Annotated in this window: 15 protein-coding genes; 8 read left to right on the top strand and 7 right to left on the bottom strand. The window is 59.8% G+C overall.

Annotated elements, in window-relative coordinates; genetic code table 11:
* The first annotated feature begins 47 nt into the window (after window positions 1-47).
* Genes PHAMO_RS04725 through PHAMO_RS04715 form a run of 3 tightly spaced genes read left to right on the top strand, consistent with a single transcriptional unit; the run spans window position 48 to window position 4,257 of the window.
* Window positions 48-1,202, top strand: a complete 1,155-nt coding sequence (locus PHAMO_RS04725) for a GNAT family N-acetyltransferase (RefSeq protein WP_235720795.1) — start codon at window positions 48-50, stop codon at window positions 1,200-1,202.
* Window positions 1,203-1,251: 49 nt separating this feature from the next.
* The gene (locus PHAMO_RS04720; RefSeq protein WP_002726938.1) at window positions 1,252-2,457 is read left to right on the top strand and encodes a glycosyltransferase family 4 protein; all 1,206 of its coding nucleotides are present in this window, start codon (window positions 1,252-1,254) and stop codon (window positions 2,455-2,457) included.
* A 60-nt stretch (window positions 2,458-2,517) separates the two neighbouring features.
* Entirely contained in the window at window positions 2,518-4,257 is a 1,740-nt protein-coding gene (locus PHAMO_RS04715) for an asparagine synthetase B family protein (RefSeq protein ID WP_002726936.1), read from the top strand.
* A 192-nt stretch (window positions 4,258-4,449) separates the two neighbouring features.
* Here the strand turns inward: PHAMO_RS04715 and PHAMO_RS04710 are convergent, their stop codons facing one another.
* The 7 genes from PHAMO_RS04710 to PHAMO_RS04680 all read right to left on the bottom strand — a co-directional run bounded on the left by PHAMO_RS04710 (window position 4,450) and on the right by PHAMO_RS04680 (window position 15,483).
* A complete protein-coding gene (locus PHAMO_RS04710) occupies window positions 4,450-4,914 on the bottom strand; it encodes a hypothetical protein (RefSeq protein WP_002726934.1) in 465 nt (154 codons plus the stop codon).
* A gap of 114 nt (window positions 4,915-5,028) precedes the next feature.
* A complete protein-coding gene (locus tag PHAMO_RS04705; RefSeq protein WP_002726933.1) occupies window positions 5,029-6,465 on the bottom strand; it encodes an oligosaccharide flippase family protein in 1,437 nt (478 codons plus the stop codon).
* Window positions 6,466-6,506: 41 nt separating this feature from the next.
* Window positions 6,507-7,742, bottom strand: coding sequence for a glycosyltransferase family 4 protein (locus PHAMO_RS04700; RefSeq protein WP_002726932.1), 1,236 nt, complete (start codon window positions 7,740-7,742; stop codon window positions 6,507-6,509).
* Window positions 7,743-7,744: 2 nt separating this feature from the next.
* Window positions 7,745-10,543, bottom strand: a complete 2,799-nt coding sequence (gene prsT / locus PHAMO_RS04695; protein WP_002726931.1) for an XrtA/PEP-CTERM system TPR-repeat protein PrsT — start codon at window positions 10,541-10,543, stop codon at window positions 7,745-7,747.
* Window positions 10,540-11,907, bottom strand: coding sequence for a PEP-CTERM-box response regulator transcription factor (prsR, locus tag PHAMO_RS04690; RefSeq protein ID WP_002726930.1), 1,368 nt, complete (start codon window positions 11,905-11,907; stop codon window positions 10,540-10,542). The genes prsT and prsR overlap by 4 nt, the downstream gene beginning before the upstream one ends.
* A complete protein-coding gene (gene prsK / locus PHAMO_RS04685) occupies window positions 11,904-14,009 on the bottom strand; it encodes an XrtA/PEP-CTERM system histidine kinase PrsK (protein WP_002726929.1) in 2,106 nt (701 codons plus the stop codon). The genes prsR and prsK overlap by 4 nt, the downstream gene beginning before the upstream one ends.
* A 34-nt stretch (window positions 14,010-14,043) precedes the next feature.
* Window positions 14,044-15,483, bottom strand: a complete 1,440-nt coding sequence (locus PHAMO_RS04680) for a TIGR03013 family XrtA/PEP-CTERM system glycosyltransferase (protein WP_002726928.1) — start codon at window positions 15,481-15,483, stop codon at window positions 14,044-14,046.
* Window positions 15,484-15,877: 394 nt separating this feature from the next.
* On the opposite strand from PHAMO_RS04680, the gene PHAMO_RS04675 reads away from it, so the two are divergent.
* The 5 genes from PHAMO_RS04675 to PHAMO_RS04660 all read left to right on the top strand — a co-directional run bounded on the left by PHAMO_RS04675 (window position 15,878) and on the right by PHAMO_RS04660 (window position 20,469).
* Window positions 15,878-16,975, top strand: a complete 1,098-nt coding sequence (locus tag PHAMO_RS04675) for a polysaccharide deacetylase family protein (RefSeq protein ID WP_002726925.1) — start codon at window positions 15,878-15,880, stop codon at window positions 16,973-16,975.
* Window positions 16,972-18,117 carry an acyltransferase family protein gene (locus PHAMO_RS04670; RefSeq protein WP_002726923.1) on the top strand — a complete coding sequence of 382 codons (1,146 nt, stop codon included), beginning with the start codon at window positions 16,972-16,974 and terminating at the stop codon, window positions 18,115-18,117. The genes PHAMO_RS04675 and PHAMO_RS04670 overlap by 4 nt, the downstream gene beginning before the upstream one ends.
* A gap of 91 nt (window positions 18,118-18,208) precedes the next feature.
* Window positions 18,209-18,370 (top strand): hypothetical protein, encoded by a 162-nt coding sequence (locus PHAMO_RS19280; RefSeq protein WP_155801551.1) that lies wholly within the window; start codon window positions 18,209-18,211, stop codon window positions 18,368-18,370.
* 12 nt (window positions 18,371-18,382) lie between these two features.
* The gene (locus tag PHAMO_RS04665) at window positions 18,383-19,711 is read left to right on the top strand and encodes a putative O-glycosylation ligase, exosortase A system-associated (protein WP_002726921.1); all 1,329 of its coding nucleotides are present in this window, start codon (window positions 18,383-18,385) and stop codon (window positions 19,709-19,711) included.
* Between the two features lie 140 nt (window positions 19,712-19,851).
* The gene (locus tag PHAMO_RS04660; RefSeq protein ID WP_002726919.1) at window positions 19,852-20,469 is read left to right on the top strand and encodes an XrtA/PEP-CTERM system exopolysaccharide export protein; all 618 of its coding nucleotides are present in this window, start codon (window positions 19,852-19,854) and stop codon (window positions 20,467-20,469) included.
* The last annotated feature ends 3 nt before the right edge of the window (window positions 20,470-20,472 follow it).

Here is a 20,472-nt window from a genome sequence, read left to right as displayed (position 1 = left end):
GTATTGAAACGTTACAGAGGTTGCTTCTCAATGGGGCTGGTTTCGGAGTGGACTTAGTCGACGAAGGGGCGGGCGTCCTGACCGTTTCCATTGGAGACTGTCCTCCACTCGAACGACTCGGCCAGATGTGGCGTGAGTTGGAAATCCGGTCGGATGCGTCGTTTTTTCTGCGATGGCATTGGATTGGGGCCTGGATCGAGGCCATGGGTATGCCGACGGGGCAGGTGCTGGTGCGGCGGGGCGATGAGATTGTCGGCCTCGCGCTGATTCATCGAAGCCCCGATCGCTGGTTCGGCCCACTTCGCCGCCCCGCTTTATGGCTGCACGAGGCAGGCGACCCACGGCTTCGCTCGGTTGCGATCGAATACAATGGCGTGCTGGCTGACCGCACGGTTTCGTCCTCTGTCGAGGAGGCTTGTCTGCGGGCTCTGGCTGGGCTGCGACAGGGTGATCCGCTGTCGTGGCGTGCGATGACGTTGGGAGGCGTTGCGGTCGAGTGGGAGACCAGATGCCGACGTCTCGGCCTGAAGCACCGCGTGCATCGGCGACAACCGGCACCATATGCCCGGCTCGATTCCGCCCGTGATGCCCTAGAAGGGGTGTCGCGGAATACCCGTTCTCAGATCCGTCGTTCGATGCGGCTCTACCAGAGCCGGGGCGGGCTTACCCTCCGCCCCGCGACCACGATCGATGAGGCCCGGAAGATGTTCGACGGGTTGGAACAGTTGCACACATCTTACTGGCGCAGTCGGGGGCAAGGGGGGGCTTTTGCCGAGCCCTCATTCCGCCGTCTGCATGATCGGCTCCTGGCCACCGCCTTTCCCGATGGAGGGGCTGACCTGCTGGAGGTGCAGGCTGGCAGTGGAATTGTTGGGTATCTCTACAATTTTATCTGCGGTGGGGTGGTCTATGCCTATCAGAGCGGTTTTCTCTACGAGGCCGATGCCCGCCTTAAACCCGGTCTGGTTTGTCATGCGCTTGCGATGAACCATTACCGTCACCGGGGGATGAGGCTCTATCGGTTTCTGGCGGGCGACAGCCGCTACAAAACCAGCTTGGCCGATGGCGGCGACGAACTGGTCTGGCTTACCTGCCGTCATGACGATATCGCGTATCGAGCCGAGACCGCCGGGCGGGCACTGCTCGGTCGCCTGAGGAACTGGGCGAAGGGCCATGGAGGAGGTGGCTCGTCCGAACATTGACGGCGCGAGGGGCGGTCTCGATCACCGCAGCTTGGGATAAGGAGCGGGCATGAGGATTCTCTACCATCACCGAACGGTTTCCCGCGACGGTCAGGATGTTCATATCGAGGAAATGATCGCCGCTCTGCGACGCCAGGGTCATGTCGTGCGGGTGGTGGCTCCCCAAGGAGAGGATTCCGCCTCGTTCGGGAAAGACGGCGGTTGGGCTGCCTGGATTAAACAGATGTTGCCCAAGGCGGTATATGAAGCGCTGGAAATGGGCTATTCCCTGTTCGCCTACCGGCGATTGCGGCAGGCTTATGACAGCTTTCAGCCTGACATTCTGTACGAGCGCTATAACCTGTATTTCCTGGCGGGGTATTGGCTGAAGGCGCGCACTGGTCTTCCCTATGTTGTTGAGATTAATTCTCCTCTTGCTTCCGAACGGGCGGAATTCGGTGGGCTGGCGTTGCGGCGGCTGGCGGAATGGAGCGAGCGCACCGTCTGGCGCGGTGCAGATCTAACGCTGCCGGTGACCGACGTTCTGGCCGAGTTCGTGCGCCGGACGGGCGTGACCGAGGCGCGTATTCTGGTTGTTCCGAACGGGATCGATCCTCAGCGCTTCTCCCCCCAGGTTGATAGTACGGCCGTGCGCCGCCGTCATGGCCTGGAGGGTAAGGTCGTGTTGGGTTTTACCGGCTTCATCCGCGACTGGCATGGTCTGCCCCATGTCATCGATGCCATGGCGGCGATGGAAAACCGGGCAGAATTGCATTTTCTCGTCATCGGTGACGGACCGGGGCGCGCCGCCCTGGAAGAGTATGCCGAAGCGCGCGGCATGCGCGACCAGCTCACGACCCTGGGAGTGGTCGGGCGCGATCATGTGGCTTCCTATGTGGCGGCCTTCGATATCGCTCTCCAGCCTAAGGTCGTGGCGTATGCCTCGCCGCTGAAGCTGTTCGAGTATATGGGACTGGGGCGGGCTATCGTTGCCCCGGATCAGCCCAATATTCGTGAGGTGTTGCGCGATGGCGAAAACGCTTTGCTGTTCGATCCCGACGATCCCGCCCAATTCTGCCGTGCCATCATGCTTTTGTGCGGCGATTCTGTGTTGCGGGCGCGCCTGGGGGCGGCAGCGGCGCATACCATCGAAATGCGGGATTTTACCTGGGACGGCAATGCCCGACGAATCGTTGCCCGTCTTCACGAGCAAGAAGGCCGGTCAAATCGCGATGAGGTTTTCTCGTCGCCGCTTGGCACCCAGGGGATACGGTGATCGCGTCCGGTCACTGAGGGAGGCGATACAGGCGCGGCACCTGCGATCAGGGGAGAGGTGATGGGGGTTTTCATTCTTGCCGTCGGACCAGGCCGGGCCGATGCCGCACGGCGAGCAGACGCCGCTTTGGTTGCCGGGGGATTGGCGCTGGCGGCTCTGATCGAGACCGTCGATTTCCGTTTGTCCGTGTTCAGGAAGCTGAACGGCGAGGGCGGAACCTTTGTGTCGTGCGGCGATGGGGATTTCGCCTGCTGCACCGGAACTCTGATCAAGAACGGTCTGATCGGGGCCGAGGCGCTGGCTGCTCTTTGGGCTGAATTCGATCCCGATGATCTGGACCCGTGGAAAAACACCCAGGGCCACTGGTGCGCTGTTCTGCGTAAGCGGGGGCGAGTGCATGTCATCAACGACCGCCTCAACGTCAACAAAATTTACCACGACGGGACTCTGACGGTTCTGTCCAATGCCTTCGTCGCTCTGTGCGAGATGGGCCGTCCCGGCGCTCCCAATCGCCAGGGTTGCTATGAATATGTGTGGAATGGCGTGCCCTTTGGCACCAAGACTCTGTTTGACGCGATTGTCAGCCTGCCCAACAACGCCGTGACCACGCTGGAAGGGGGGCGTGTTCAGGTACGGAATCGTGCCTCCGCCTATACTCCGCAGCCGATGGAGCGGGTCGAACTCGACGATATTGCCGACGTGTACAATGCGCGCCTGCGCGGATTGTTTCGCCTCTATGCTCGCCATTGGCCCCGACAGGTTAGTTCAGCTCTCTCGGGCGGCTATGATTCCCGGTTGCTGCTGGCTCTGCTGCATGATGCCGGGATGGAGCCGTCGCTGTTTGTCTATGGAGCCGAGGAATCCAGCGATGTGCGGGTGGCAAAGGCAGTCTCTGCCGGGGAGGGATTGGCGCTCCGACACATCGATAAGGCGGAGCATCCTCGGGTCAGTCCTTCGGATTATGCGGCGCTCATGGCGCGGAACGTCATTGCATTCGACGGGTGGAAGACCGATGGCCTGTTCGATGGTGGCGCCGATCTTGACGATCGCCGCGCCCGCAGCGCTAACGGCCAAGCTCTGATGAATGGCAGCGTGGGCGAAATTTTCCGAAATTTCTACTACATGAGGGATACCGCTTACAGCCTGCGCGATGTCGTGTGGACGTTCTATTCGCGTTATGATCCGGCCGCCTGCACCGAGGCGTTCTCGCCCCGACGCTACGAAGACAACGTGATCGCCGAGATCGCTCAGGCGGTGGGGTTGCCCAATTCGGGCCGGGTGCCGCGCCCCTCTGTCGAAATGATCTATCCCCTGTTTCGTGGCCGCTATTGGACGGCGCGCGATACCGCCATCAACCAACGCTTCGGTACCGCGCTTTATCCCTATCTGGAGCCATCGGTGTTCGACGGCACTTGGGATATTCCGCTCGATCTGAAGAATTTCGGTCGGCTGGAAGGCCGCATGATCCAACGCTTATCGCCGTCCCTGGCCAGCCACACCAGCAATTACGGCTTTGATTTTACCGGCCCGGTGCCGTGGCGCTATCGGGTCAAGATGACCTTGAATTCCTGCCGTCCCCCTTGGATGCGGCGGTTGAGCTATCGTCATCAATGGAGGCGAATGGGGCCGATGCCCTATTTCCTTGGGCCGGACTATCTGTCGATGGTAATCGACACCTCTTTCCCGTTCATGCGTCAGCTTTTCCGTGTCGATAGGGTGCATGATGCCGAAGCGTTCAATCGTCTGTGCACGGTGGAATATCTGTGCCAGCGCTACGGCGCGGCTTTGGATATTCTATGATCGTAATGGCGGCCAAGGGCGCCGATGCGCCCGACGCCTTCGGTGCGGCGACACCAACGCCCATGGTCGGGACAGCTTGACCGCGGGCAAAGGATTGCGCGCGCGTCGTTCCGTCATTTTGGTCTCCGTTGAAAACAAAAAGCCCGCTCCAATGGGAGCGGGCTGTGGGCGAAATACCCAAATGCCGTCAGGCTATTTAATTTTTTCTAGCAGCCAATCGCCGTTTTCATCGTGACTTGCAAGATGATTCTTTGAATAAAACTCAAGGACGCCAAGATAGCACTTGTCTTGCGGGTATTGTTGCGGAGGGTCTGGAATTACCCCAGCACTAATGATGTATCCACCGGGACTGATGCCTTCGAACGAACGTTCTGGTCTCCCATAATCCTTGGTCAGCCGGAACCTCTCGCTCTTGCCGTTGAACCACGTCAACACTGCCGTGTTTCCGTCAAAACGAGCGGTGACCAGCAGTTTCGGCCAGGGACGCAGGGGCGTTACGTCAACAGGCGCTCCCATCTTGTCGAAACCATACCGAACCTTCCATGTGCCGTTCAGCGAAGGGCAATCTGTTCGCGGCGGCGGATTGTCGTCAGCCCAGGCGGTATGGATTGGCAACCACAGCGCAGCGGTGGCAGCGAGAACACGCAGGATCGACATGGAAATTCCGGTCCATACTTCAGAAAGAATGCGGGCACACCTGTGACGATGATCAGGTCACTATGGTTCTTATTATGTTCGTATACAACCGATTGCTTCAGTGGCCGGTTGGTATTAGCGGCGAAGGCGCGCGACGGTGGCGAGCAACGTCTGCTCTGGCCCGTTCGGACGGCCAACCGCCATCCACAGGCCCAGAAGCACGACGAAGAATGTTGCGGCACCAATCGCCATGTCGGCGAGCATCAAGAGTACGGGGAGAGCCGCGCCCGCTTGTTCGTGCCACAGGATAATGGCACCCGCCATAGCGGCGGCGGCGGTGGTGGGGCGCCACAGGCAGGACAGCACGTCGCCCCCGCTCAGTTTACCCTGATGGATAGTGACGGCGAACAAGGTCGATACCGTGGCGGTGATCACGATCAGGCGGACCACGGCGATCGCTTCGATCCCCCAGACGTTCCCGGCCAGGACCAGGGCTGGCACCAGCACCAACGCATGAAGCAGGGTGACGAGGCCGAGCAATCGTTCCTGCTTGTTCTGTAACAGCAGAGGCTCCAGTGCCAGGAGAAAACCTTCCATCATGCCGCAAAGGGCGAGGAGGCGGAAAAACGAGGCGGCATCGCGCCATTGTGATCCCAGCAGGACCAGAACCGCGTTCTCGGCGATCAGGGCCATGCCTGTTCCGGTGGCAAGACATAGAATGGCGGTGAGCCCCAGTACGTGGACGAAGGCGGCGCGAAGTTCGGTTGCGCTGTGTCCGATCCGGGCATAGGTCGGAGTCAGGGCGCGGCCAATCGGTTGGATCACGTCGCGAGTCGGCATGGTGGCGATGTCGGAGGCGACATAATAGGTGCCGATATCGGCGGCAGATCCGATCCCGCCGATGAGGACTTCATCGGCCCGCTGGGTCACGAAGCGTGCGGAGCAATTCAGGATCTGCCATTGCGAGAACGACCATAATTCACGCCAGTGGACCAGCGTGAAACGCGGCCGGTAGGACGACATGACGAAGCTGACGCCGACCGTGATGATGGCGGAGGCTGGAGCGGCGAGTGCCAGGGCGCGATAATCGCCAAGAGCGACGGCCAGCGCCAGACCGACGCCGAACATCAGAAGCCTGCGCCACATCCAGTAGCGGAACTCGCGGGCGAAATCGAGTTCGGCCCGGAATCGGACCACGCCGATATTCTCGAATCCCATGATCAAGGCGCGCAGCGAGACGATCCAGATCACCTCGGTGACGCGCTCATCGTTGTAATAGAGGGCGGCGATGGGAGCAATCGCAACCAGCGCCAGCGTGGTCAGCACACCGGCGACGACCGTGATGGTCCAGGCGGTGTCGTAATGTGCCCGGCTGGCTTTGGGGGAGCGGAGCAGGGCGATATCGACGTTGGCGTCTGACAGGACGATGAGAAACTCGACCACCAGCCAAGCCATGACCGAGACGCCGAAATCAGCGGGCTGGAGCAGACGCGCCAAGATCAGGATATTGACCAGACCAATCAGCCGCAGGCCCCAGCGCATGGCGACCATCCAGAGCGCCCCGCGGGCCATGTGGCCCTTGATCGACTGAAAAGAATGATCGTCGTCGGGATTCAGAACGGCTGTCCGGTGATCGTGCGGAACAACTCGATTTGCCCCTGCGTGGTTTTGTCCCAGCTAAAGCGTTCGGCATGGCGACGGGTGGCGGCGCGCTCTGGCAATGCCGCGAACAGTCGGCGTACGCCCTCGACGATTCCTTGAGCCGAGCGTTCGCTTATCAGTACACCGGCTTCCGGCGCAGTGACGGCCTCGGCGGTTCCCCACACGTTGGTGGCGACGACCGGAGTGGCACAGGCCATGCTCTCCAGCAATACGTTGGCCCAGCCCTCGCGGCTGGAGGCGAGCACCAGAGCGTCGGCGGCGGAATAGATCGTGGCCAGGGATTGATGCGGCACGACACCCAAAAACCGCACTCTTTCGGCCACTCCCATCCGCTGGGCCAGTGCCTCCAACTGGGCGCGGTCGGGACCACCTCCGGCGATCAGCAGGGTGAAGTCGGGCAGATGCGCCATCGCTTCGATAATCAGGTGATGGCCTTTGCGTTCGATCAGCAGGCCAACCGATAGCAACGTAGGGCCGGACAGTCCAAGGGCTGCGCGGGCCGTCACCCGATCGATCGGATGGAAGCCGACGAGATCGACGCCGTTGCGCAGTACGCGGATCTTGTCGTCGGCGACGCCCAGGTTCCGTAAGGGGTCGGTCAGCGCTTCGCAGACGGTAATGATGCCATTGGCCCGGCGGGCGGCCCAGGCGATCTGGCGACCCGGCAGGACGTATTGTGGGATCTGATTGAGATCGCTTCCCCGTCCGGTGATTACCAGCGGCTTCTTGAATTCCCGAGCCAGCAAGGCGGCGGCAACTCCGTCGGGATAGAAATAGTGAGCGTCGATGGCATCGATATCCTCTTGGGCCAGCAGGCGGCCCACCACCGCGCGCGTCCAGGTATAGAGCAGGAGGGGGGCTACGCTCATGCCCACTTTGGCGATGACCGGATAGCGCGGGTGCCAGATGCGCAGGCCGTGCCGGGTTTCAGTCGGAGGAGCGAGCGCGAATTTGCTCCACTCGCCCCACCGGGGGTGAGACGAGGGGAACCATGGAACCGGCGCCACCACCCGCGCCTCGACCTCGCCGCTTTCGACCAGATGGCGCAGCCGGTTTTCAACGAAAATGCCGTTGACCGGCTGGCCGGGATTGGGAAACAACGTGGTGAAGGTGAGCAGGCGCAATGGGCGGCGACCCGTCCGATGGCGGTCGGAGGGCGCGACGGCGATACCGGAGACGGCCCCCATCTCTAGCTCTCGCCAATGCGCTGATAGAGCTTCCGGGCGTCCTCGGCATCTGGAAACACGACCTTCTTTGTAACCAGCGGGGCTAGGATCTTGCGGGCGGCGGCGGTGTCTCCGCTATCTGCCAACACGATGGCCATGTGATATTCGATCGATGGATCGTTCCGGTCGATATTATAGGCCTGTCGGATCAAGGCGGAACCAGTCTTGGACTCACCGCTTTGGTAGAGCAGGAAAGCATAGGTATCGAGGATCTGCGGTACGTTCGAAGAAATATCGAAAGCCCGCTTGGCCATCTGGAGCGCGCGGGGATCTTTCATCCGGCTGTAGGCCCAGGCCAGATTATTCATAATCATCGCGTTGCGGGGCGTCTTGTCGATCAGGATCGAGTATTGCTCTGCCGCCTCGCGCACGGCATTCGAGGTCAGCAGATCATCGGCCAGCATCACTCGCACGTAATGGTCATCAGGATTTTTGTCCAACCAGTCGGTCAGCAGGCGACGCGCGCGGACGGGATCGTTCCGATCCGCGATGGTGCGGTAAAGCCGAAGAATGATATCGGGCGAGTTCGTCTGATCCCATAGCTTCTGATAGAGCGCTTCCGCTTCGGGCAAATGGTCGGTGGCGGCTTGCAGATCCGCCACCAGCAGCGGAGCAAAGGGATTGTCGGTGATCTTTCCGCTGGCGGTCCGGGCCAGGGCCAGAGCCGCGTTGTAGCCCGAGGTTTGTTGCTCGACCCGGATGCGTTCGGTCCAGGCGGGGATAGACTTGGGATCGAGGGCAATCGCTCTATCCAATGCCTCCTTGGCGTCCCGATTCATCCCCATCCGTGCCAGCACCTGTCCCAGGCGGAAATGCGTCCGGGGATCGGAGGGAGCCTGAGTGACGATCTGGCGGAATAGGGCCAGTCCGTCCTCGCGCTTGCCCGCCGCCAGCAGGGCGCTTCCCGCCGCGTCAAGGGTCGAGGGATCGCGCGGGGCCAGACGCGCCATCTCGGTGGCGACCAGGACGGCACGTCCGGTCTCGCCGGCGGCGATCAGCGCCCGCAGTAATTGGAGCTTAGTCGCGCTATCTTCCGGGCGAATTGCGGCCGCCCGTTCGAGGAAGGGGAGGGCCGCACTGACCTCATTGCCACGAATCTCGATCTGGGCACGGGCCGTCAAGGCTCGGAGATTGGTAGGAGACTGGCGCAGAATGGCGTCGAGGGGTTCGCGGGCCTGGGCCAGATTGCCTTCGTTCAAATCCAGATCGGCAAGGTTGATGGCCGCGGGCAGGAAATTCGCATCCTTCTCCAGAGCAGCCTTAAACGCGACGCGGGCGGCGGCGGTGTTTCCTTTGGCTGCCAGGGCCATGCCTTTAAGAGAAAGCGGCAGGGGCGTATTGGGCTGGCGCTGGGCCATGGACTCGGCGGCGGTGACGGCACGATCGTAATCGCCGTTGCCAATATGGGAGAGAATCAGGGCCAGATCGGCCTGTCGGTTTTCGGGGTTCCGGTCCACCACCTCTTCCAGCTCGTGAATGCCGACATCGCGGGTCGCCGCTTCCTGCAAATGCGACAGCGCAAGCTTGGTCTGCGCGCCGGTATTGTCGGGTTGCAGCCGGGTTGCCTTGGCCAGCATCTCGGTGGCCTCGGTGATTTGGCCGACGGCAAGATAGGACGAACCCAGCATTTCCAATGCGGCGGGATCTTCCTCGATCTGTCCGCGCAACGGTGCCAGCAGATCGATCACCTTGTCATAAGCGCCTTGGCGGAAGAACAGCCCGGCCACCAATTTCGTGCCGGGCAGATTGGCGGGAAAAGCCGCATGGAATTTCTCGGCGTGGTCCTGGGCCTGACGCAGGTTGTTATTGAGAGCGTGGATGGTGCCCAGCAGGTAGCGGCCGCGCGGCAACTGCGCAATCTCGGTTTCGACTGGGCGGACGGTATCCATCGCCGCGCCGAATTGATTGGCGCGGGTTTGCAGCGTAGCCTTGATGAAAAGCCCCATCACGGCCTTTGGTGCCAGCTTGAGGCTTCGCTCCACTTCGTCGCGCGCTTCGGCATCTTTGCCCAGGGTGAGCAGCAGCATTGCCAGCTTCTGGCGGGAAACGATGTCGCGAGGGTTGTTCTGGATGGCGCGGCGATAGTTCAACTGCGCGGCGTCACCGTCGCCATCCATGGCGCGCAGATCGCCCTTGGCCGCCAAGGCTTCGGGCTGGTCGGGAAGGAGGCGCAACACCGAATCGATCAGCGCTTCGGCCTCAGTTCTTTGATTTTGGGCGATCAGAACCAGGGCGCGGGCGATCTTGCCATCAGGAATGCTGGCGTTTGTCGCCAGGGCGGCGCGGGACTCGACATCGGCTTCGGCCAGATTGCCGAGGCTCAATTGCGCACGGGAACGCTGGCTGAGGATGCGTGCCTTGCAATCGATGTCGTCGGGGCAGGGCTGAAGGTCGGAGATGACCATCTGCGCCTTGCCTTGTGCCAGATAGCTCATTCCGAGGACGGGCAGAACCTTGGCGGACGCGACATTGTACTCTCGGGCCAGGCGGAATTCCTTTTCGGCCGAGACGTAATCGCCCATCTGAAGGTGCACCATGCCAAGATCGAAGCGGATCGTGCCGTCGCGAGGGGTGGCCTTGACCTTATTTTTCAGCAGGATCAGGGTGGACCGCAGAGTTTCGGCGCGCCGCGCCGCCTGAGTCTCGTCCTGGTTCTGGCTGGTTGGAGCGGAATCTGTGGTCGCGAAGGCCGGCAGGCCGGTGCCGACAACACCAACAGTCAGGATCGTCGCCAGGATGCGGCTGAGATAAGGGGCGTTCATGAACGGTCCTTTCTCTTGATGTTGGCGTTCTTCATCAGTTCGTAAATGGTTGGGCGCGATACCCCTAATAACAGGGCCGCTTCCGACACGTTGTTGTCGGCTATGGCCAGGGCCTGGATCACCGCGTTGGTTTCGGCCTGTTCGCGGATCTGGCGCAACGAGGGCATGGCGAGGGGGGAGGCATCGATCTGGATGTCGAGATCCTCGGGGGTTATCTGTTTCCCGTTGGCCATCAGCGTCGCACGCTTGACCCGGTTTTCCAGTTCACGCACGTTGCCGGGCCAGGGATACGTGGCGATCGCCGCCAGCGCCTCGGCGGAAAAGCCCTTGGGGGCTGTTTTGAAAGCCTTGGAAAATTTCAGAAGAAGAGAGCGCGCCAGCACTGCGGCATCTCCTGGGCGTTCGCGCAAGGGGGGGATGTGGATGCCGACTTCATTCAGCCGATAGAACAGGTCGTCGCGGAAGGTGCCGTTTTCGATCATGGTCGCCAGAACCCGGTTGGTGGCCGAGATAACGCGCACGTCCACATCGATTTCCTTCCGGCCGCCAACCCGTTCGATGGTGCGGTTTTGCAAGAAGCGCAGCAGCTTGGCCTGAAGGGCCAAGGGCATGTCGCCGATTTCGTCGAGGAACAGGGTACCGGTATGCGCCTGTTCGATCTTGCCCAGGGTCTGTTTGACCGCGCCGGTGAAGGCTCCCTTCTCATGGCCGAACAATTCGGATTCCAAAAGATTATCCGGGATGGCGGCGCAGTTGATGGCGACAAAGGGCTTGCCCGCGCGCGGACTGAGATCATGGGTGGTTCGGGCAAACACCTCTTTGCCGGTGCCGCTCTCGCCGGTTATCAGAACCGCCACGTTGGCGGTCGCCACGCGCTCCACCGTCCGGCATACCTGCATCATTACCGGGGTTGTGGCGATGATTCCGGCCAGTGGCGATGATTTCTGTTGGTTGGACAGACGAAGGTTCTCGTCTTCCAGATCGAAAAGATAAAAGGCGCGCTCGACCGTGTGCAGTAGCATTGGGGGATGAACGGGCTTGGGGTGGAAATCGTAGGCTCCCAGGCTGATGGCCTTGAGGGCATTGGCCCGCTCCTCATTGCCGCTGGCGACAATGACCTTGGTCAAAGGCTGCAAGGCCAGCATGGCGTTCAGCGTTTCCAATCCCTCGCTGGCACCGTTGGGATCGGGCGGCAAGCCGAGATCGAGCACGACAACCGGCGGACGTTCCCGTCCCATCAACGCGAGAGCCTCCTTGCGTTCGCCGACCGCGAACACCTCGTAATCGGCAAGGCTCCATTTCAGTTGACTGCGGAGACTGGAATTATCCTCGACGATCAGAACTTTGCGCCGATCCTCCGTCATGCGCGGGCTTCCTTCTGGTCCGAAGCTTCAGGAGGATGACCGGCGGATGCCGCCATCGTCCCGCGCCGGAGCCACACCCGCATTCTGGTTCCATGTCCAGGCAGGCTTTCAACCTCAAGGGTTCCCCCCATCCTGCGGATCAGATGGCGGGTCTGGTAGGCTCCCAGGCCGTATCCAAAGGTCTTGGTGGAATGAAGGGGGCGAAAAAGTTCGTTTCGTACGAAGTCGCTATCCATGCCCGGTCCGTTATCCTCGACCTTGATGATCAGATGTGTCTCGCCGTCCTGAACTTCGAGCGAGACTGTGCCGTTGTTTCCCGCCGCGATGATGGCGTTGTCGAGAAGGTGGTCGAGCACCGATGTCACGGCGTCGGCTTGTCCCTGGGCGTACAGAGGGCCGGGGGGAATCTCGGCAGCGAGGTCGGGTTTGCTGCCGCGCCAGCGAGAGACGACCTGACGCAGCAGCGGGGCGATGTCGATATCCTCGCGCGGCGACTGCTCTTCGAGGTTCTGCTGCGTGAGCTGGGCGAGCAGGGTCTGCAAGCGCTGGACCGCGTTCCGCACGGTTTCCATCATGTCGCGCTGGAAATCGGGGCGATCGCCGAAGCGTTCGGCATTGACGACGACCAGCGAAATCTGGCTGACAACATTTTTGATGTCGTGAACGACAAAAGCGAAGCGGTGGTTGAACTCCTCCAGCCGCTGGGCATTGCTTAACGCCTCCGACGCTAATTCCTCGGCCAGAGCGCTGGCGGCATGGCTGGCGACGGCCTTGATCAGGTCGCGGTCTTCGGTATCGAGGCGGCGCGGCGCGCGCGCGCGGTCGAGTATCAGCATACCCAGAACCACGTCGCGATGAATAAGGGGCAAGATCACCCATGCCTGGGCGTTGGCGAGAATCCAGTCCGGCACGATCAGGCCGGGGGGGAGGTTACCGCCTGCCCGCACGTCGTCGAGATCGACGATGTTCCCGTTGGAGGCGAAGAACGTCGGCAAGGAAGCGTCGCGCCGCTCACAGGGGCGCTCTCCGTGATAGTTCCAGGCGGTGTCGGGGACAAAACAATCATCCTGCTCACGCATTACCCACAAGGCCCCGGCCGGGCTATCGAGGATATCGGCGATCGAGCGGATGATGCGTTCGCCCATCGACAGCTTCTGGTGCGAGGACAGGATGCGGATGAAGCGCAGCCATTCCTCGCGGTAATCGTATTTGTGGGAATAGAAGTTCTTGTTGATGAACAGCCTCGCCCGCGATCTGGCTTGGCCCGACCCTAGCAGGGTGCCCAGCAACAGCAAGCCACCGATCATGAAGGTAATCTGTAGCACGCTGCCCCATTCTTCATTCATCAGGCGCAGACCGGCGGCAACCGTGCCCATCGAAACCAGATAAAGCCCGCAGGCCAGCAGCGCCAGGGAATGAAAAACGGTATGACGCGAAACGTGGATGTCGAGATCCCGATTGTGCGACCGACGCAATATCCGAATGAAGGAAATGGCAAGGGGTGGCACTGCCAAGGCGGTCACGAAGCCGCGGGCAATAAAGAATTCTTTGTCCATCCTTTGTAGCAGCAAGGCATCGGAATAGAGAATGAAGTCGTAGGCGAAAACCATGCCGAGGCCGAGGCAGAGGAATTTCACTTCCCAGCGTTGCGACAGGGTGGCGTTGCGCAGAAGATTCTCGACCGAAAGAAGGCCAAGAACCGGCGTCAAGATCAGTGCCAACTGAGTTGCCGTAATGACGGCGGGACTAAGTGGGGTCAGCAGAATGGCCAGCCCAATCCCCGTCAGTGGGAGAAGGGTGGCGACGATCAGGACTGGCCGTCGGAGTGAAAACAATCTGCCGTTCTTGTCTTCCAGCAGGGACCATAGCAGCAGAAGCCACGAGAGGTTTCGTGCGATTTCAAATGATATCAATGGTCTGTTTGGGAAGCTGTTCAGCAGGAACAGCACCATGACCCCAGACCAGAGAAGAGTGGCCAGTCCTGCTGCCAACAACAAACCGCGCTTGTGGCGACCGACGCGGCTGGTCACCACAAGCGCGGTTAGCCCAAAAAAGGCGACCAGGCAGGACGCATAGCTGGTTATGGCCACCAAGGCATTCACGCTGATCTATGCTCCCCAGTCGATGTTTCCATCGTCAACGTGCCCCTTTGTTCCAGAGCAACACGTTCAGCGTTTGTATCGTTATTAGGACATCGAGAAACAGGCTATTATTTTTTATGTAGTATAGATCGTATGAAAGTTTCATCTTAGCGTCTTCTATTGTCGCTCCATAAGGATAATTTATTTGAGCCCAACCGGTAATTCCTGGTTTCGTGACGTGTCTGTTGTTGTAGTACGGAATTTCATTGATCAATTTTTCGACGAAAACGGGGCGTTCGGGCCGTGGACCAACGAAGCTCATTTCGCCCTTCAGCACGTTCAGCACCTGAGGGATCTCATCGATGCGGACCTTGCGGAGAAAGGCACCGACCCGCGTCACCCGGCTGTCATTTTTCGCTGCCCAGCGGGGGCCATCTTTCTCGGCGTCTGTCTGCATGCTGCGGAATTTGAGAATCCAGAACGGCTTTCCATTCAGTCCGACGCGCTCTTGCCGATAAAAAATCGGGCCGCGACTCTCTAGGATAATCAGCAGGGCGGAGGGGATGGTCAGCGGCAGGGTCAGCACCAGCAATATGGAGCTGATCACGATGTCGAACGAGCGTTTTACCATTGCCCGCAGGGTGTTCATCTTGAAGCCGTCGCAGAATATCAACCAACTTGGGGCGATATCGTGGAGATCTACTTGGCCGCTTTCTCGTTCCCAGAAGGTTGTGTATTCAACAACCTGGATGCCACGCAGCTTGCAGGCCAGCAGATCCTGCACCGGGAGGCCGCGACGCTCGGTCGAGGCAACTACCAGTTCGTCTATCGCGTTGGCAGCGCAAAAATCGGCCAGATCAGCCGCAGCCACTTGGTAATCGTCGCGTCGATGGGAGGTGCGCCGGTTGCCCTGTGGCAGAGGAACCGACGGGGGCTGTTGCTGGGGGTGATCGAGGCGGACGAACCCCACGATGGTATAGGCGCGATCCAGCATGTCCCGGCTCAATCGGTCGATCTTGGCCGCGCGCGGCCCGGACCCCACCACCAACACGCGGCGCTTTAATCCATCGAAATGGTCCACCAGAAGGAGAAACAATTCGCGGACTCCCAGTAGCACTGGGAGGAATAAAAGCAGACCTGTCCCGGCCAGGACATAATAGCCAGATTGAGTTTGACTACTGGTCAGCCAGCCATATCCCAGCAAAGCCTGACTGATGAAGATCAGGATTAGAGGGAACACCACCAGGGTTCGCGATAACACATCGCGACGGTGAACGAAATGCGCGCGGTTATAGAGTCCGACCGCCGACATCGCCAGCAGAACCACCGCTGTCAGTACGCTTGCCGAGGCAAATGCGTGATCGGTCGGGATATCGAAGCCGTTGGCGCTTAGTAAGTGAGATGTGCTGTAGGTCAGTGTGAATAGGATCGTCGCCTCACCCGCAGCCAGGAAGAATGCTGGAATGTTGACGTAGTGCCTGAAGACACGAAGCATGGCTTTGGCCCTCGTTTGGCTGTGGTGCTCTAGTCGCCGATTGAAACATATGGTTATAAATCATCGAAAAAAATATATTGCGTCACCTTTGTGAAGTGAGCGCTAATAATTTCAATAAATGACCCGCTTTGTTGGGCAGATGATAGTGTGTCTAAACTGATTGCGATAGCTGAATAAAATGACAGGGTGTGTTCTTTCTGGTTAGTCTGCGTAGTCATTATTTCGTTTCAAACGGCAAAGTTCAGCGTTATTTCGTTTATAAACGTAGATTTTCGTTCGTTGGCGTCTATCGAGCGGGCTTGATGATGAAACCTGATGGGGGCGCGGAGCGCCGGGACCGAAGACGCCAGGGGGCTGTTCGCCTTGCGCCGACCCAGCCGAAGCGCCGGGTCTTTTGATCGCGGTTTCGCCTCGGTCTGGTGGTCGGCCCAGCTTTGCGGCCAGCGCCAGCGTTCCCCCGGCCGAGCCTGGGGCTTGGGTTCGCCTGCCTCAGGGAGAACCCCTTCTGGTCGTCCTGGTTGATGCTGAAGAGGAATTCGACTGGCGGCATTTTTCATCGGATTGCGTTTCGGTACGCAATATTGCCGAGCAATATCGAGCGCAACGCCTGTTCGAGCGCTTTGGTTGCCGCCCCACCTATCTGGTTGATTTTGCTGTTGCCTCTCAGCCCCAGGGGTATCAGCCCTTGCGCGACTATCTGGAATCTGGTCGGTGCGGCATCGGGGCCCAGCTTCACCCCTGGGTGACTCCGCCTCTCACCGAGGACATCTGTGCCCGCAATTCCTTCGCTGGCAATTTGCCCGCCGCAGTCGAGTTTCAAAAGATTGCCCGGCTGACCGACGAAATCGAAACCAATCTGGGCTGTCGTCCGATTCTCTATCGTGCGGGCCGCTATGGCACTGGGGCGCACAGTGTGACCAGCCTGATCGATCTGGGCTACCGGATGGAGTGTAGCGTGGTGCCCTTCACCAGTTTCGCCGCCGGGGGAGGGCCGGATTATCGCCGTTTCGGCGTCGCTCCGTATTGGCTGGACCGGGACCGGACCTTGATGGAATTGCCGCTGACCTGCGCTCTGATCGGCCGCTGGGCCGGGGCGGACCCATCACCGTTTTCAACGCTGGTCTGCGGTGCTTTGGCTCGGTATCTGCATGTGCCGGGTCTTCTGGCCCGGTTCGGCCTGATTAATCGGGTGCGGCTATCACCCGAGGGGTTCAGTCTTGAGGAGGCCAAGGCCCTTACCCTTGCGCTTCTATCGCGTGGGCAGCGGTTATTTCATTTGACCTATCATTCCTCTTCGTTGCTGCCCGGCGGCTCGCCATATGTTCGCACCGAGCGCGACCGTGATCTGTTCCTTGGTTGGATCGAGGCGTATCTCGATTTCTTTCTGGGAGAGATCGCTGGCCGACCGGCCACACCCGAGGAAATTTACGCACTGGCTCGATCAGGGGAGACGCGGGACTCCGTGTCCGAGGCGGGGAGGGGAGGCGGATGACGAGGATGTCTGATCCGCCGCGATCCGTGCCGCTTAACAGGACGGACCGGCAAGATGGGCAACGCCCGCCTCAGCTTCTCGCCTTGACGAGCCTTCGCGGTCTGGCCGCCTGGTGGGTGGTCTTCTATCATTTCCGCGAACATTTGTGGCCGTTGAGCGGGCCTTGGCTGATGGCGTTGTGGGGCGGCGGCTATTTAGCGGTCGATCTGTTCTTTATTCTAAGCGGATTTGTTATCCATCTGAATTATGCGAGCCTGTTCCGGCGGATCTCGGCGGTTTCGCTGCGAGAATTCGCCTCGGCCCGGCTGGCCCGGATTTATCCGCTCTATTTGGTCATCAGTGTGGCGTTTCTGGCCAATCCCCTCGCCATAATTCTGTTCTCCAGTGAGAAGGTGATTGGAGAACGCTACGATTCTTCCTATTACCTGTTCAGTTTAGTGCTGATGCACAATTGGGGCTTTTTGCCCGGTCCAGCCTGGAACATCCCGTCTTGGTCGATCAGCGTCGAGGCTTTCGCTTATTGCGCGTTTCCGGCGGCGGCGTTCGTGCTGGTGCGCTACATCCGGTATCCGTTGGATGCCGTGGCGGTCGTGGTCGGACTGCTGGCCGCGCTGGCTGCCTTTTTTTATGGTGTCGGAGTGCCGTCGATCGGTGATGGCATCGCCCGGTTCGGACTTGAACGCTGTGTATTCGAGTTTCTGGTCGGAATGGCGTTATGCCGTTTCTACAACCTGAGCGGCGGCATTGGCCCGATGGTACATTGGGCGGCGCTGGCTGGTGCGACGGTGTTGTTCGTGCTCACCGCAGTGACGGCGGTGCCGGATTATCTTACCCTGCCTGCGGCCTTTGCCATGGTGGTCCTGGCTTTGACCGTGCCGGGCGCGCCGCTGTCAGTGATTCTGGCGCGGCCGTTTCTTGTTTATATTGGAACCATATCTTATTCTACTTATCTTTGTCATTACCTTGTAAAAGATTGGGTTAATTTTCTTTTGATCAAGCCGGGTCAGCCTAGTCTCGTGGCTTTTGGGATCTATGCTGTCATTACGCTGCTGGCTTCCATCGCTTTGTACCATCTGGTCGAGAAACCGGGCCGAAAGCTGGTTCGGAGGTGGGCTCGCCGGACCCTGCCGTTGCCGCAATGAGTCGGTCGCCGGGCGGGCGCATCCGCGCCCTTGGCCGCCGTAATGGCGGCTCGGTACCGACCAACGGGTAAAATCGAGGCATAGGGGCGTCATGATCGATATCTTTGCCATTTTGGCGAGCTGTTTTTGCGTGGTTTATGTTGTCGTCCGCGCGGCGAAGCTCGACGCCGTGACTCCGTGGTTCGGCGAGGACTCACGGCGTCAAATCCGGGGCAAGCCGAAGGGTAATCCGCCCCGGTCGCGCATCTCCTGAAGAGGCCCTGCGATGCGTAGCCTGCTGATGCTTGCTGTCTATGCCACGTTCCTGCTGGTCGGGGTGCGGGCACCATTCGTGCTGGGCCTGGGCTATGTCTGGACCGACCTGTTTCAGCCTCATCATATCGGCTACAGCATCATTACCGATCTGCCGGTTTCGATGATCATGAGTGTGGCCACTATCGGCGGCTATCTGCTGCTGGATCGGGTGTCGCCGCCGCGTTTGACCTGGGGACTCAAGTTGCTGCTGCTGTGGGCCGGGTGGGTCACCCTGACCACCACCTGGGCCGTGGTTCCCGGCCCGGCCTGGGAGAAATGGGACTGGGCCTTCAAGACAGTCTGCTTTGGGGCGTTTATCCCTTTTCTGTTCCGCTCGCGTATCCAGATCGAATCCTTGCTGCTGGTAGTGCTGTTTTCGGCCGCCGGGTCGATGATTGCGTTCGGAATCAAAACAGTCATCAGCGGTGGCGGATACGGCATGAATCTGGGGCTGGGCAGCGGCAATGTCGGCCTCGCTGAAAGCAGCACCCTGTCCATGGTGGCGGTGGCGCTGATCCCCTTGATCCTGTTTCTTAAGACGCACTCACTGATCGCGCCCAACTCCCGCTGGCGGCCCCTGGCCTTCAACGGCATGGTGGCTTTCGCGTTGTTAACTTCGCTTGGCACATTCGCGCGCACCGGGCTTGTCTGCATGGGGGTGCTGGCATTGACCCTGTGGTGGCACTCCAAGCGCAAGGTGTTGTTCCTGCTGCTGGTGGCGGGCATCGGTTCCGTTGCCATGGTGATCATGAGCGACCAATGGGTCTCGCGGATGGGGACGATTTCGGCCCCGGCCAAGGAATCGTCGGCTGCCGTGCGGTTGGGCGTGTGGAAATGGACGCTGGATTACGTTGCCAGTCATCCGTTGGGCGGTGGTTTCGGTATGTACCGCATCAACAGCTTCACGGTACCGATCGAGGGCAGCGACGAGGTTATGGTGCAAACGGCCCGCGCCTTTCATAGTATATATTTCGAAGTATTAGGTGAGCACGGCTATGTTGGGGCGGCGATATTCCTGTCGTTAATTATTTATCACTTTAGGAATTTGCACCGTTTATCGCGGGAGATGGATGGCCATGAATCGTTGCAATGGTCATCCGATCTCTCTCGGGCGCTATCGGTATCGACCCTGATATATTTATGCGGTGGCTCTTTCGTTGGGATCGCGTTTCAGCCAATTCTTTACATTTTCATTGCTGTCGGAATCTCCGTGCAGCAAAACGTCGAGCGCACCGAGCGTCATGCCGTGCGGAAGCAGACCGTAAATGACCGCTCCGTAACGGTAAAATCACCCGGCTGACAGTCCGCTACAAAAGGCGTCTGGGGGAGCGAACGCCGCCCCCCTGTCAGATTGGTCAGCTATCCCTGCTACCATGGTCTCGCTATAAGCCATGTCCTGGTCTCAACGATGGGTTTGAAGGACGGAAAGGTCTTTCGGACATGAGAAACACCGTATTCATGTTGAAGGTCGTCGCCTTGATTGGCTTGGGGGGAGTTGCGGCCTGCGCATCACTCCCCGAAGCGCCGTCGCGTGTTGATCCCCCAGAAGCCGGTGCGGGGTATCTGATCGGTTCCGGCGACAGCGTTCAGGTGTTTGTCTGGCGCAATCCAGATCTGTCGATCACGGTGTCGGTGCGTCCCGATGGCAAGGTCTCGCTGCCGCTGATCGACGACCTTCCGGTTGCTGGCCGGGAGCCAAGCCAGGTGGCGCGGGAAATCGAGACGAGACTGGCCGAATACGTGCAAGATCCCAAGGTCACGGTGATCATGCAATCCTCTGTCGGTACCTTCGATCAGCAGGTTCGGGTGGTCGGTCAGGCAGCAAAGCCCCAGGCCGTGTCCTATCGCAAGGGTATGACCGTGCTTGATGTCGCGATTGCGGTTGGCGGTCTGACCGCGTTTGCCGATGGTGACCGGGCGACCATCGTTCGGATGGTGCAGGGAAATCCCGTTACATTCCGGGTCCGCCTTAATGCTCTCATCAATAATGGCGACATGACCGCCAATGTCGAAGTTGCGCCGGGCGACGTCGTTATGATTCCTCAGAGTTGGTTCTAGAGG

This window comes from Magnetospirillum molischianum DSM 120, from assembly GCF_000294655.1.
Lineage (GTDB): Bacteria > Pseudomonadota > Alphaproteobacteria > Rhodospirillales > Magnetospirillaceae > Phaeospirillum > Phaeospirillum molischianum.
The sequence above is the reverse complement of the archived record's forward strand: the minus strand, read 5'-3'. Positions and strand labels throughout refer to the sequence as shown.

Excerpts from the sequence above, each read along its gene's own strand:
- PHAMO_RS04720 (WP_002726938.1), top strand. The coding sequence starts at position 1,252 with ATGAGGATTCTCTACCATCACCGAACGGTTTCCCGCGACGGTCAGGAT.
- PHAMO_RS04715 (WP_002726936.1), top strand. The coding sequence starts at position 2,518 with ATGGGGGTTTTCATTCTTGCCGTCGGACCAGGCCGGGCCGATGCCGCA.
- PHAMO_RS04710 (WP_002726934.1), bottom strand. The coding sequence starts at position 4,914 with ATGTCGATCCTGCGTGTTCTCGCTGCCACCGCTGCGCTGTGGTTGCCA.
- PHAMO_RS04705 (WP_002726933.1), bottom strand. The coding sequence starts at position 6,465 with ATGGCCCGCGGGGCGCTCTGGATGGTCGCCATGCGCTGGGGCCTGCGG.
- PHAMO_RS04700 (WP_002726932.1), bottom strand. The coding sequence starts at position 7,742 with ATGGGGGCCGTCTCCGGTATCGCCGTCGCGCCCTCCGACCGCCATCGG.
- prsT (WP_002726931.1), bottom strand. The coding sequence starts at position 10,543 with ATGAACGCCCCTTATCTCAGCCGCATCCTGGCGACGATCCTGACTGTT.
- prsR (WP_002726930.1), bottom strand. The coding sequence starts at position 11,907 with ATGACGGAGGATCGGCGCAAAGTTCTGATCGTCGAGGATAATTCCAGT.
- PHAMO_RS04680 (WP_002726928.1), bottom strand. The coding sequence starts at position 15,483 with ATGCTTCGTGTCTTCAGGCACTACGTCAACATTCCAGCATTCTTCCTG.
- PHAMO_RS04670 (WP_002726923.1), top strand. The coding sequence starts at position 16,972 with ATGACGAGGATGTCTGATCCGCCGCGATCCGTGCCGCTTAACAGGACG.
- PHAMO_RS19280 (WP_155801551.1), top strand. The coding sequence starts at position 18,209 with ATGATCGATATCTTTGCCATTTTGGCGAGCTGTTTTTGCGTGGTTTAT.
- PHAMO_RS04665 (WP_002726921.1), top strand. The coding sequence starts at position 18,383 with ATGCGTAGCCTGCTGATGCTTGCTGTCTATGCCACGTTCCTGCTGGTC.
- PHAMO_RS04660 (WP_002726919.1), top strand. The coding sequence starts at position 19,852 with ATGAGAAACACCGTATTCATGTTGAAGGTCGTCGCCTTGATTGGCTTG.